General features: G+C 71.3%; 10 protein-coding genes. All 10 read left to right on the top strand.

What is annotated here, in order from left to right:
• Window positions 1-600 precede the first annotated feature (600 nt).
• The 10 genes from ACJ9NR_RS41390 to ACJ9NR_RS41345 all read left to right on the top strand — a co-directional run bounded on the left by ACJ9NR_RS41390 (window position 601) and on the right by ACJ9NR_RS41345 (window position 13293).
• Window positions 601-822: a hypothetical protein gene (locus ACJ9NR_RS41390; protein WP_412512960.1), complete on the top strand. Its 222-nt coding sequence runs from the start codon at window positions 601-603 to the stop codon at window positions 820-822.
• Window positions 823-1414: 592 nt separating this feature from the next.
• The gene (locus ACJ9NR_RS41385) at window positions 1415-2275 is read left to right on the top strand and encodes a conjugal transfer protein (protein WP_412512959.1); all 861 of its coding nucleotides are present in this window, start codon (window positions 1415-1417) and stop codon (window positions 2273-2275) included.
• Window positions 2272-2604 carry a hypothetical protein gene (locus ACJ9NR_RS41380; protein ID WP_412512958.1) on the top strand — a complete coding sequence of 111 codons (333 nt, stop codon included), beginning with the start codon at window positions 2272-2274 and terminating at the stop codon, window positions 2602-2604. The genes ACJ9NR_RS41385 and ACJ9NR_RS41380 overlap by 4 nt, the downstream gene beginning before the upstream one ends.
• 26 nt (window positions 2605-2630) lie before the next feature.
• Window positions 2631-3173 carry a hypothetical protein gene (locus ACJ9NR_RS41375; protein ID WP_412513010.1) on the top strand — a complete coding sequence of 181 codons (543 nt, stop codon included), beginning with the start codon at window positions 2631-2633 and terminating at the stop codon, window positions 3171-3173.
• Window positions 3170-5848, top strand: a complete 2679-nt coding sequence (locus ACJ9NR_RS41370; RefSeq protein ID WP_412512957.1) for an ATP-binding protein — start codon at window positions 3170-3172, stop codon at window positions 5846-5848. Before ACJ9NR_RS41375 ends, ACJ9NR_RS41370 begins: the two co-directional genes overlap by 4 nt.
• A complete protein-coding gene (locus ACJ9NR_RS41365) occupies window positions 5845-6237 on the top strand; it encodes a hypothetical protein (RefSeq protein ID WP_412512956.1) in 393 nt (130 codons plus the stop codon). The genes ACJ9NR_RS41370 and ACJ9NR_RS41365 overlap by 4 nt, the downstream gene beginning before the upstream one ends.
• Entirely contained in the window at window positions 6238-8901 is a 2664-nt protein-coding gene (locus tag ACJ9NR_RS41360; RefSeq protein WP_412512955.1) for a hypothetical protein, read from the top strand. It abuts the gene before it with no gap.
• Between the two features lie 35 nt (window positions 8902-8936).
• A complete protein-coding gene (locus tag ACJ9NR_RS41355) occupies window positions 8937-10055 on the top strand; it encodes a C40 family peptidase (RefSeq protein WP_412512954.1) in 1119 nt (372 codons plus the stop codon).
• Window positions 10052-10687, top strand: coding sequence for a hypothetical protein (locus tag ACJ9NR_RS41350; RefSeq protein WP_412512953.1), 636 nt, complete (start codon window positions 10052-10054; stop codon window positions 10685-10687). Before ACJ9NR_RS41355 ends, ACJ9NR_RS41350 begins: the two co-directional genes overlap by 4 nt.
• Window positions 10663-13293: a type IV secretory system conjugative DNA transfer family protein gene (locus tag ACJ9NR_RS41345; RefSeq protein WP_412512952.1), complete on the top strand. Its 2631-nt coding sequence runs from the start codon at window positions 10663-10665 to the stop codon at window positions 13291-13293. The genes ACJ9NR_RS41350 and ACJ9NR_RS41345 overlap by 25 nt, the downstream gene beginning before the upstream one ends.
• Window positions 13294-13317: the final 24 nt, after the last annotated feature.

Raw genomic sequence — 13317 nt, 5'->3', positions numbered from 1 at the left:
AGGGCGGCGGCCACAACCCCCGACCACCGATCACGATCCGGCAACATGCGCGCTGGGCTGCCGTGGTCGGGGGCGTGGTCGGGCCCGACCACGCCCCCGATGCCTGCTGACAGGCCGGGTTAGGTGATCGTGTACGGCCGGGGGTGACCCTTCCGCTCGTACCCCAGGGCCTCTTCGTCGAGCAGTTCCAGGGCCTTGGTGCGGTCGTACATGTTCAGCAGCAGGCGTGGGGCACGGCCCCGAGCCGGTGCACCGCCGCATCGTCTACCAGATGCAGAGATGTGGCCCGCTCTTGAATGGAGGTCTCGGGTCTGATCTCTTAAGACTCAACGCGAGCCCCTGCCACGCCGGCAGGGGCTTTTGCGTGCCCGGCCATCCGAGGCACCGAGCGGCATCTCCCCAACCGACGGATGCCGACACGGCCGGGTGGGTCGAGGGCTCGCGCCCCAGCCTCGCGTTGGTCGTGACGCGGACCTGCAGCAGAACCGCGCCGATACGCCGAGTTGCGGCGCTAACCCCTGAGTTCTCCATCGTCCTCATCGCCGTCCCGGTCCGGTACGGCGAACGGTTCCGATCCGATCCAGCTCTTGGAGGAGCAAAGTGAGTAACGAGCAGGGCGCCCCCAGCCCGGATCCGTCCGGCGCGGAGGCAGATGTGCGTCCGGCGCAGCCCGTCACGGAGGCCGGGGACAAGGCCGCGGATCGGAAGGACTTCGCGAAGAAGGCCGGCCTGGCCGCGATCGGCGGAGCGTTCTCCGGGACGTTCCGTGTGATGGCTGCCGCGGTCCGCGACGCCATCCTCGGAGATTCCGGCACGGATTGAGGCCGCCCGCTTCGGCGGCCCGGCTGCCGACTTGCGGCCCGCGGCCCGCGTTGAACGACGCTCCGTTCCGGCTGCGCAATCGGTGCGCTCTGCCGACTGCGCAGCCGCGCGCGGGCCGTTGCGCAGACGTTGCGCACCGGGTCGCGGATCGTGCGCAATCGACGTGCGCGTGTGAGTGCGCAGCCTCCGCCCGGGTGATCGGGAGCCATCTGCGCATCCGTCTGCCGCTGCGCAGTCCCCCGGCGCGGGAGTCCGGGGGCTGCGCGCCCGCGGGCTTCACCCCGCGTTGCGCACTGGGCGCCGCCCGCACCGATCGCCGTGTGATCCGGCGCATCGGAGCTGGACTCCCTGGGGTGCGAAATGTCGTGGTCGGGTCTGTGGTCGGGGCGACCATGGCGCAGACCACGGGTTTGTGTCCCCTTCGTGATCGTGGTCGGGCCTTCGTGGTCGGTGGTCGGGTCGGGGTCGACGGGTTGCCTCGGGTCAGAAGCAACAACTCGCTCTGACCTGGGAGTTTGGAATGTCTCCTGCCATGCAGGCAGCGGAGGAGCACGCTGCTCCTCCGACCGCTGCGGGGGCTCGACTGCAGCAGATGCGGCGCCGGGTCCGCCTGGGCCGTCTGGGCGTGTGGGCTGCGGTGTCGGCCGGCCCCATCGCGCTGGCCGTCGCCGTGGCCACGCCCGCGACCGTGGTCCGTGCCGCCCCCGCGACGAAGCCGACCACCGTGAAGACGACCGTGTCGGCCAACCCATCCGGGTACGCCACGGTGTTCCTCGGCGCGTGGCTGCGCAGCCGCGCAGGCGCCGAGAGCACTGCGCAGGCCCGGCTTGCGCAGTCGATGGCCCCGGATGTCGATCTTCCCGAGACGGCGGCTGCGCAGCCCGAGCCGGACTCGGTCGTGGCGGTGCGCAGTGCGCAGCAGACCGGCACGGCGTGGTCGGTGACGGTGGCTGCGCAGTACGCCGACGGCTCGGTGCGCTACTTCGCGGTGCCGGTTGTCTCCGACTCAAGCGGCGCCTCGTTCACCGTGTCCGCTGCCCCCGGGGTGGTGGCCGGCCCGGCCCGTACCAAGGGGGTTCAGTCGCCGTACACGGTGACCGTCCCGACGGACAGCGATGTGTCGTCCACGGTTGGGGAGTTCCTGGCCGCGTATCTGGCGGGAGCTGGTGAGGTCGACCGTTACCTCGCGCCCGGCGTGAGTCTGTCGCCCGTCTCCCCCGCCCCGTACCAGACGGTCACGGTCCAGCAGATGCTGGCCGCCGACCTGGAGGCGGCCGCCGAGTCCGTCCCGGCGGACGGAACCCAGGTGCGGGTGATGGCCGAGGTCGAGGCCCGCGACAGTGCGGGGCGGTGGCCGCTGGCGTACGAGCTGACGCTCAAGGCCCGCTCGGGCCGCTGGGAAGTCACCGGGCTGGAGTCCGGCACCGCGAAGGCGGGGGGTGCCCGGTCATGACCGGTGTGCTGCTCGCCGGAAAGCTCGACGACCTTGGCAACTCGTGGATCAACATGTTCGAGACCTGGGCGACCAAGGGCCTGCAGGCCGGTCTGCTCGTGCTCGTCGTCGTCATCATGATCCAAAAGTTCTCGTTGAAGGCCGGGATCGGTGCGCTGATCCTGATGGTGATCGCGCTCGGCCTGTACAACTCGCGCAACAGCCTTGCCGACATGTTCGAGGACGAGGTCAAAAACCCGTCGAAGTCGGCGCCCGCTGTTCCCGGTGTCGTGCAGGGCGAGGATCCGGCCGCCCGTGAGCACTCCGCAGGCGTCGGGGGTTGGCTGTGAGCGCCGCGACCACCGCCTCCGTGCGGATGGGCCGCTTCTACACCTCGGCCCGCCGCCACCCGTGGGTGCTGGGCAAGGTGGCCGACTGGCGTATCCCGCTCGGCCCGTTCACGCCCGCGCAGATCCTGCTCGCCGTCGGCGGCGGCTTCGTTCTCATCAAGACGATTCCGCTGTGGTCCTGGCTGGGGCCCGTCCCGATCGCCGCCTGGCTGCTGGGCATATGGGCGGTGCGCCGTCCGAAGATCGGGGGGCGCGCGCCGCTCCCGGCCGCCCTGGGCTGGCTGCTGCTGTTCTGGCAGCCGCGCGGGGGCCGGATCGGCGGCCGCGCGGCCCGCGACCACGGCGCCCGACCCCTGACCGGTGGCTTCGTCATCGAGGGCAGCGCCCCGGCGGCGCCGATCACTTCGGCTCCCCGGCCGCGAGCCGCCGAGCGTACGCAGCGCCGGGAGCCGTCACGGTCGCGGCCGCGGCCGGGCCCTCGCCCTGCGGCCGTCGCCGCTCAACCGGTCCGGCCGGTGTCGGGTGTGCAGCAGTTGCTCGCGCGCGCCGAACAGGGGGGTGCGCGATGAGGGTGCCGATCCGTCATATCGCCGGGCACCTGGTGTGGTCGACGCACGGCAGTGTGTGGGCCGTCTACCGGCTGCACCCGGGTCCGGACGAGCAGGGCCGCCACGAGGAGACCGTGCAGGGCACCTATGTGCCGGCCGCTGTACGGGAAGAACAGCTCGCCAAGATCACTCATCTGGTGCGGTCCCTGACCGGTGCGCCGCGGCTGTTCGGCCTGTGCGCCCGGGTCGATCCGGGGGAAGTCGCGCTGCGCATGATCGAGGGCATCGAGCCCTCTGATACTCCGCCGGGTCAGACGCACCCGTGGGTGGAGAACGTCGAGGCCACGCTGGATCTGCTGGACGGGCAGGAAATGCACCGCCGCACCCTGTGGCTCGCGGTCCCGCTCCAGACCGAGGGCGCCGGCCTGCAGATGACCGCTCAGGTCGGCGCGATGTGGGCCGAGATCGCCCCGGCGCTGGGCATGCGGCCGACGCCGGTGGCGCGGCGGGAAGTGACCGCGTACCAGGAGCAGGCTGCGCGGGTGGAGGCCGCTCTCGCCGGCGGCGCCGCGTTCCGCCCCGCTCGCCCGGCGGAGATCGTGTGGATGGTCCAGCACGCTCTGCACCGCGGTATGGACGAGCCGCTGCTGGCCGAGGCCGAGAGCAGCGAGCTGTACGGCGGGCGGGTCCGTGATGGGGTGCTGCACTCCCCCAGCTACGCCGATCTCGGGCAGGTCCGCCTCCAGGAGGGCGGCATCGACCCGGACCTCGACGACGTCGACGAGCTCAAGAGCGCGGACCAGCTCACCCGGTCGGGCCGCAAGGCGTGGTGGCGGGTGAAGACGGCCTCGCCGCTGCGCAGGCGGTGGCTGCAGATCGAGTCCGACGCCGGCACCGGCTACCAGGCGCAGTTGGCGCTGGCGGAGTGCCCTCCCGCGGTCAGCGTGGATGCCGCCGACCTGTTCGCTCAGCTGGAGACGCTCGATTTTCCCGTCGACTACACCGTCGACCTGACGCTCGTGCCCGCGGAGAAGGCGCGGGAGCAGGTGCGGCGCAAGAAGAACGAACTCGTCGACCAGGCGGACCAGTACGACGCCCGGCCGACCGGCATGCCCGCCTCTCTCACGGACGCCGCCCGCGACCTGGGTGAGCTGGACGCCCGCCTGTCGCGCACTTCGGTCGAGGTCGAGGTGCAGTCCGTGACCGTGCTGAGCGTGTGGGGGCCGACCGCAGCGATCTGTGACGCCCGCGCCCGGGCGTTGGCCTCTCTGCTCGGCGGCGCGGACTACCGGGCCGTGCGCCCGGCCGGCCTGCAGGAGGCGCTGTTCCTGCTCGGTCTGCCGGGCACCACACGGCCGGGTGTGGTGCGGGAGTTCACGCAGCACCAGGTCTCGGAGGACTGGGCGTTGGGCGGTGCCTTCACCCTCGGGGAGGTCGGCGACCCCAACGGCATGTTCCTCGGTCTCGACCTGGACTGCGGGACCACCCGCCCCGTCATGATCAACGTGGCGGACGCGCCGAAGCACGACGCCAGCGCCTCCCTGGGCATCGTGGGTGATCTGGGGGCCGGGAAGAGCGTCCTGCAGAAGCTGATCGCGGAGGCGGTGTGGGCGCGCGGGGGCTGCGCGATCTGCATCGACCGCACCCCCGTGCGCGAGTGGGCGACCTTCGCCCGTACCGCCGCTAAGGGCCGTGTTCAGATCATCGACGCCGCTCAGGCCGAGGTGTCCATCGACCCGCTGCGCATGTTCGACGGGCCCGAGGGCCGCCACTACGCCCTGTCCTACCTGACCCTGCAGCTCGGCATCGGCCCGATGAGCACCAACGGCGAGGTCCTGCACCACGCGGTCGAGAAGGCCGCCGCCAGCGACGCCCCCTCCATGCGCCGCGTGCTGGAGGTCCTGGAGGAGATGGCCACGAGCGAGGTGGGCAAGCGGCAGGACGCGGCGTCCACGCTCGCCGGTCTCGTCCGCGTCGTCGCCACCAACTCCCTGGCCCGGATGGTGTTCGACCCCACCCTGCCCCCTGTGCGGCTGGACGCCTCCAGCACCTCCGACATGATCGTGATCACGACCGCAGGCCTGAAACTGCCGCCCAAGGCAGCGTTCGCCAATCCGGAGGTCCTGCACCAGCAGCCGCTGGAGGCCCTGATCGGCCGTGCGGTGCTCTACCTGATCGCGGCGCTTGCCAGGCAGACCGCGTTCGAGGACCCGGAGCGGTTCACCGCGGTGGTCGCGGACGAGCTGTACTGGCTCACCTCATCCGCCGAGGGCACCGCGCTGATCCACGAGATCCTCCACGACGGCCGCAAACACGGCGCCGGCTTGCTCGCTGCCTCCCACGACGCCGAGGAACTCGGCCCCGACCGCGGACTGATGGCGTACCGGGCGCTGGCCCGCACCGCCGACCGGGGACGCGCCCGCCGCGGCCTGGAGTTCGTCGGGCTTGACCCGAACGATCCAGAGCTGCTGCGGCTGGTGACCACCGGCCTGTCCCCCGTCGGGCAGCGCGGCCGCGAAGGGGAGTTCCTGCTGGCCTGCCCGCGGCAGAACACGGGCCGGATCAAGGCAGTCATCCCCCGCATCGACCGGATCACCACCTCCATCGCCACCACACCGGGCCGCCGTACGAGCGCGAGCACCGCGCCCACCTCCAGCGGGACCGACATGGCCCGACCGAAGGAACACGTCTCATGACCACGTCGTCGTTCACCTCATCCCGCACCCGGCGCATCGCCCGCGCGGTGGGCACCCTGATCGTGATCGCCCTCCCGGCCGTCCTGCTCGCCCTGGTCGTGGGCGCGGGCGTGCCCGACGCGTGGTGGCCGCAGACCGGACAGGCCTTCGCCGCCGACCAGCCTCACACCGAATCTGGCGCGCGCCGGGATCCGTGCGATCTGATCGTGGGCCCGGCCAAGGAGTACTGCGAGCGCGGCCACCACACCGCCACGACGTCGTCCGCCGCTGCTGGCAAGGCCCCCCATGAGGGCGCCGGGGCGGCATGGATGGTGATTCCGCCCGTGGCGGGCCTGGCCGCCGTCGTCGTGTGGCGGAGCCGGGGCGCTGCTCGACACGGGCGGCGCTGAATGTGGCGTCCAGACCGCGGCACGCTCCGCTCGGCCGGTGTCGTCGTCCTGCTCTCCGGCGTGTTCCTTCTGGTCAACAGCCAGGTCGTATACGCGGCGAGCAGCAGCAGTGAGACCGGTGACCTCCTCGCGCCGCTGAACATCTACTCCTCCGAGGGTCTGCCGATCAACGGCTACGAGTTGGGCTCGGACGGGGGCTCGATCGTCAGCTTCAAGACGCAGTCCCTCGCCTTCGCGCTGTCCGGCCTGTTCACGCTCATCCGGCTCCTGGTCGGACTGGCTGGCTGGTCCATCGAGGTCGCCCTGCGGTTTCCGCTGCTGAAGATCCTCACCGCCCCCGCGCAGAAGGTCGCCGACGCCTACAACAACGTGGTCGTCGACACCCTCGGCATCAAGGGGTTGTTGCTGGCCTGGGGTTTCGTTTTTGCCGGGTTCATGATTGTGCGCGGCCGGGTCGGCCGCGGTCTGGGCGAGATCTTCCTGACGTTGCTGATCGCGGCGTTCGCTGCCTCCACTTTCGTGCGCCCTGACTACTTGCTCGCCGAGAGCGGGCCGCTGGGGCAGACCCAGCAGGTGGCTGCCGAGGTCGCCCAGGAGAGCGTCAACTCCTACGACTGGGGCGGCAAGATCGCCAGCACCGACCCGTGCGCGGGCATGGCCGGCAACGCTGAGCTCAAGTGCCTGGAACGTGAAGAGGAAGCCCCCGTCTCCGCAGCGGACGTGGCCCGCCCTCTCCAGGACTCGGTCACCAATGCGCTGATCGTCAAGCCTTACATGCTGCTCGAGTACGGACGCATCCTCGACCCCGCCAAGAAGTCCGACCGCAAGGCGTACGCCGTCCATCTGAAATGGGTCGCCGGCGGATACAAGGCCTACAACAGCGACGACGGGGACGCCGACTGTTCCTCGGTCGCGGAACCGGCGCGGAAGTACTGCGAGGAGCAGAACGCGAAGCATAAGAAGGCGAAGGACGCCTGCTCGCTGGTCCACGGCCCGGCCAAGAAGTACTGCGAGCGCGACAAGGAGGAAGCGGGCAACAACTGCGATGGCCTTGACGGCGCAGCGAAATCGGTCTGCGAAAGCGACGGGCTACCTGGGCTGACCCCGGGCGGTGATCTGCTGGACACCGCCAGCCCGATTGTGTCCGAAGAGGACCAGGAGTTCGCCGCGTTCATGGCGGACATGAAGAAGGCCGGGGACGTTGGGAAGGCGTGCGCTGCCTACGCCGAGCAACCCACCTGGTGGCGGGTCGGCGGCGCATTCCTGCTGCTGATCGCCGCCCTGTTCATCTGCGGCATGCTCCTGTCCAGCGCGATCGTCCTGCTCGGTACCCAGGGCGTGTGTGCCGGGGCGGCGGCCGCCGGGGGCGTCACCTTCGTTGCGGGCATGCTGCCCGGTCCGGCCCGCCAGTCGGTGTGGAAGTGGCTGTCGATCTGGGGCATCGCGATCATGACCATGGTCGGCGTGTGCGCGTTCGTCCCGTTCTTCGGGATCGCCGTCGACGCCACCATCACCAATGGGCCCGACCTGATGGTGGAACGCATCCTGCTGATCGACGTGCTGGCCATCGCCGGCGCGGCCGGGCATCGCCGCCTGCTGACCGGGATCACATCCTTCGGCCAGCGCATGGCGATGCGGATGCGCTACGCCAAGGTCGGCGGCACCCACATGCCAGGCGACACCTCGGAGCTCGGCGCCGCTCTCGCCATGAACTCCCCTGCGGCGATGGGCGGATACGGCGGCGGACTGCGCGCCTTCACCGGAGGCGGGGGCGGCCGGTTCGGCATGCTCGGCACCCGCCAGCGGCTGATGGGCGCCCTCACCTCGCTGGTTGACGGGGCGGGCATGCCCGTCGACACCGGGCGGATGTTCGCAGATGCCACGGCGGAAGCCGGGCGGGGCCTCGCTCCGCTGACCGCGGCCGCGGCCGTGGGCGGGCTCGGCGCGCGCCTCGGCGCGAAGGGCGCGGGCTGGCTGCTGATCGGTAAGCGGCCGGACAAGGAGCAGCTGGCCAAGTGGCAAAAGCCCACCGGCGTCGAAGGTGAGGGCGACACCACAAGCAGCGGTGACGGCGACGGCCAGGGCAGCCGGCTCCGGCGCGGCGGCCCGCGGGACCGCTATCGCGATGACGAGGGCCAGGTCGTCGACCGTGACACCGGTGAGGTGCTGCACGACCAGAACACCGACCGTTCCCTGTTGTCCACGCGCGCCCACAACCGGCTGGTGCGTTTCCGGGGCTACCGCATCCTCAACCGCGGCGGCCGGACCGCCTACGGGGCGACCGCGGGTCTGCCGGCGAATGTGCGCCGGGCCCGGCAGGGCGGCTCGCGCTACACCCAGGACGCCCGCCAGCAGGTTCAGGTGTGGCGCAACACCGTGCGCGAAGACCGCCGTGCCTGGGGCGACGCGGGACGCAGCACTGCCCAGTGGATCCGAGATCACGGCGACGACAGGGGCGGAACGGGACCCTTCCGCAGCCGTCGCCTGCCCACCGGCGGCCCGACGGCACGGCCGGGCGGTTCCGGTTCGCCGGGCTCGGCGCCGACGCCGCGCCCGCCCCGGCGGCGGCTGACGGACGCTCCCTCCGAGGTGCGCCGCCGGATGCGGGACGCCTTCAACCGGGGGCGCGACGGCGGCTCCGGTGACGGTGGTGACGGTTCGTGAGCCGGCGTCGCGGGCGGAAGGCCAGGTGGGCCTTCATGGTGCTGATGCTGCTGTTCGCCGCCGTGTGCTGCGCGGCACCGGTGGGGAACGCGATCAGCGCGTACGTCGCACTGAAGACAGGTGTCTCCGCCAGCGACGACAGCGGGATCGCCGAAGGCGGTTCGGCGGCGGACATACCGCCGCGCATGCTCACCGCCTACAAGAAGGCGGTCCAGCAGGTCGGCAAGCACGTGCCCAAGTGCCAGGGCATGCGCTGGCCGATCCTCGCCGGGATCGCCAAGGTCGAGTCCAACCATGCCACTGGGCGCAACATCGCCGACAACGGCGACATCCGCCCGAAGATCTACGGAGTACTCCTCAACGGGTCCGGTGCCGGCGGCAACACGACCTCCTTCCCAGACACCGACGGCGGCAAGTGGGACGGCACATCTCAAGGTGAGCGGGCGGTGGGCCCCTTCCAGTTCCTGCCCTCCACCTGGGAAGGCGTCGGCGCGGACGCCAACGGTGACAAGAAGACGGACCCGCACAACGCGGACGATGCCGCGCTCGGAGCCGCGATCTACCTGTGCGGCAACGGGCGTGACCTTGCCCAGCGTGGCCAGCTCAAGGCGGCGATCCTGCAGTACAACCAATCGGGCGAGTACGTCTCCAACGTGCTCGGCTGGATCGACCAGTACACCGCGGCCGCCAAGGACCCGGACCTGAAGAGCGTGTCCGCGAAGGTCCGCATCGTGCTTGATGCGGCGCTGTCCCAGCGGGGGGTGCCCTACTCGTGGGGCGGCGGCAACGCGAACGGCAAGTCGACCGGGAGCTGCTGTTCACCGAAGGGGTTCAGCGGCGAGACCATCAAGGGCTTCGACTGCTCCGGGCTGACGCAGTACGCGTTCGCCCGGGCCGGGATCCGTCTGCCGCGCCTCGCGGCCGACCAGGCCGGTGTCGGAAAGCGGATCCCCGCCGCCCTGGGCACGTTCGCGCTCAAGCCGGGCGACTTGGTCTTCTTCGCGTACGTCCCCGGCCGCGACTCCAGTATCTATCACGTCGGCATCTACGTCGGCAGCGGCCAAATGATCAACGCCGCCCGCCCGAACACGGTGGTCCGGCTGGACGCGGTCGACGCAATGTCTGGATACGCGGGAGGAGCCCGCCTGCTATGACCGCCACCCCCCGATCCCCGCGCCTGCTCCTGATCACCACCGTCGTCCTGGCCGTCGCCGGGGGCGCGCTCCTGGCCGTGCCGCACGGCCAGGGCGCGAAGGTCTCGGTGATGCCGCCCAGCGCGACCGCGCCGACCACTCCCCCGCCGCTCACCTCGACCACCCCCCGTGAGCCGGCAGGCGGAGGACCGCGCTCCACCCCCACGACGTCCGCGTCCGCGCCCGCCTCGGCGCTGCCGCCGCACGGCGAGGGGGAGGCCGGCGACCCTGCGATCCAGCAGGTTCTGGAGAAGTCCTGGCCCGCCGACCTTCCCGCCGAAGACGAGCGCCAGATGCTCACCGACGGCAGGGCCCTGCTGCGCGCGGACGCCACCGGGATCGGCCGCTCCAAGTGGCCCCGTGTCTTCGGCGACTCCCATCAGGCAGTGGCTCCGGCCTTCGCCTCCGCCCGTTTCCGTGTCCAAGCCGCGATCGCCCGCCGTGACGGCAGCCCCACGAAGGCGGTCGTGCACCTGGTGTGGGCGGGCACCGACCGCGGCGGCACCTACACGGACGGCCGCATCACCGATCTGCACTTCACCCGCACCATTGAGAAGGGAAAGGCGACGTGGACTCCGCAGCCTCGTATCTGACGACTCAGGCCTCCGACGGCATCTACGGTCAGGTACTCGGACTGATCAACGGGCTCGTCGAAGCCGTCGACTGGCTCTACGCCCACTGGTACGTGCTCGCCCTCGCCGTCGCCATTCCCTGGGCAGTGGGCGAGCTGGTGGTGCGGCACCTCGCGGAGCGAGCCTACGCCGAGCGGATGGCCCTGGAGCTCACTCCCGCCCGGCACTTCGACCCGGGCTTCGAGGAGATCTTCCGCCGCGGTGTGCAGCTGTCGCGGGCCTCGACGAGCATGCCGTGGTGGGCGCCGCGCCGGTCGAAGACCGTGCAGATCAGGTTGCGCGCGGACGGCACCTCGCCGCTGCGCTACCGCGTCGAGGGCCCCGCGGGCGGCGAACGGCTGCTGTCCATCAGTCCCTTCGGGCCGAACGTCACCGTCGACCGGGCCCGGCCGATCGTGGACAAGCCACGCGACCACGTGGTGCGGGCCGAGTTCATCCTGCGCGGCAAGCTCACCTCTCCCCTGCGGGAGGTGCCGCTGGAGCCCGACCCGCTGCAGCCCCTTGTCGACGCCGTGTCCGACCTGCGCGCCGAACTGGGTGACCTCGCCGAGATCCGCCTCGACATCCAGCGCGCCCCCAAATGGGCGCTGCGCGCTCGCCGTCTGCAGCTCATGAGTGCCGCCCGCCGCCAGGAGCGCCGGGAGACCCAGCGCACGTCCCGCTGGGTGCGCCAGGACGCCACCGGGATCGAGGACTCACTCGCCTGGAACCTGCAGTCGCTGGTCACCGGCAAGGACGGATCCGCCGGGAGGCGGCTGGTGATGCCGCCGGTGCCGCGCCGGGTGGATCGGGATGAGGCGCTCGGCAAGCTCGCCGAGGACGACCACCTCGTACGCGTGCAGCTCCTCGTGATGTGCGCGTCCAACATCGAAGGCCGCGCGGAGGCCCGACTCGCCCAACTCCAGGCTGGTTTCGATGTGTTCGGCGGGCGGTCGCGGTGGGCGATGCGCGGCTGGCGGCTGGGGCCGTGGCGGCTCGGTGCCGATCACTGGCCCACCAAGCGCAGCTGGGAACGCCGCTGGCAGCTCGGGCAGTGTCAGCCGCCCCGCGCGAACTGGGTGCGTCTGGAGGAGTTGACCGGACTGCTCAAGCCGCCGACCGTCCACTGCCGGCTTCCGCTGCTCGCCGGTGATCTGCCGTCCTTCGAGTTCGGGAACCCGGATCTGCTGCTGCAGGGCATCCTCCGGGGGCCCGACGGCCGGAAGCGTCTGGTCGCCACGTACACGGCCGAGACGCTGTTCGAGTGCGGGGTGGGCAAGGCCGGTGGCGGGAAGACGGAGCGTGCTCTGGCGCAGGCGATCGGGCGGGCGCATGCCGGCGGCGGGCTGATGTTCATCGACCCGCACCGCGACTCCTGGCCGCGGGCCGCGACGTTCCTCGCCCACGACCACCTGATGCAGAAGATCGCGTTGATCGACCTCAACGCGGCAGGGCCCTCGCCGATGTTGAGCTCGTGGAATCCGATCGCCATGCACCACGGGCAGGCGCCGCACGACGTCGTCGAGGCGGTCACCGACGCCTTCGCGGCCATCCTCGGGTGGGACGATGCCGCCGCTCCCCGGGCGCTGACCATCCTGACGTCGTGCCTGGCGGTGCTGGTCGCCGTCAACCAGGCCGCCTGCCAGGCCGGACGCCGCGAGGACCAGGCCACCATCTTCCACGTACGGTCGCTGATCTCCGACCCGGGCTTCAGGGGTGCGGCGCTGGCCGCCGTGGCGGATCTGCTGGACGAGGAGACGCGGGCGTGGTGGAAGACGGTGTTTCCGACGTTCCCGCCGGATGCGTTCGGCGTGGTCCTCAACCCGCTCGCCCGGCTGGCCGCGAACCCGGTCACCCGCGCCTTTCTCGGTCAGCCGGTCGGCGTCTACAACAGCCGGGCCGCCATGGACAACGGGCTGATCGTGTGGGTGTGCCCGGCCGGGAACGGCCCCACCGACCGGCTGCTGACCGCGCTCATCGCGCGGGACCTGTTGCGGGCGGTGCGCTCGCGTCGTGACACACCTGAGGAGCAACGGCGGCCGTTCCGGCTGTACTTCGACGAACTGATCACCCTGACCGGAGCAGCGCCGGAGACCATTGCGTCGATGTTCGAGGACTTCCGCAAGTTCAGGGTCACAGTGCACGGGATGACCCAGTTGCTGGGCCGTCTGCCGGCCCCGGTGCGGATGTCGCTGACGCAGAACGCGTCCACGCTGGCGTCCACGGCGGGATCCAAAAGCGCGATCGCCCCGATCACCGCGGAGTGGGGGGACACGCCGAGCCCGGACGAGGTGGCCGTGCTCGACCGGTTCGAGCACTACGTCTCGTTCACCGTCGGCGGCCGCCGTGTCGGACCGGTCCGGATCACCGGCCCGCACCTGGACGAGGTGTTCGCCGAGTACGCCCGTCCCCGCAAGGTCGGCGCCCTGGAACGCGCCGCCCGGGCCACGGCGGGGGCGGCGCCACTCGACGAGCTCACCGCCACCGCTGCCGCCCAGCAGGGCCGGGTCGCCGACTTCCTCACCCAGCGCGCGCCCGCCACGACCGCGGACGTACGCCTGAGCAAGAACCCGGAGGGATACCAGTGATCACTGCAGCCGTGTACGGGTGCG

Origin of the sequence: Streptomyces sediminimaris (assembly GCF_047049295.1) — a bacterium.
Classification (GTDB): domain Bacteria; phylum Actinomycetota; class Actinomycetes; order Streptomycetales; family Streptomycetaceae; genus Streptomyces; species Streptomyces sediminimaris.
The sequence above is the reverse complement of the archived record's forward strand: the minus strand, read 5'-3'. Positions and strand labels throughout refer to the sequence as shown.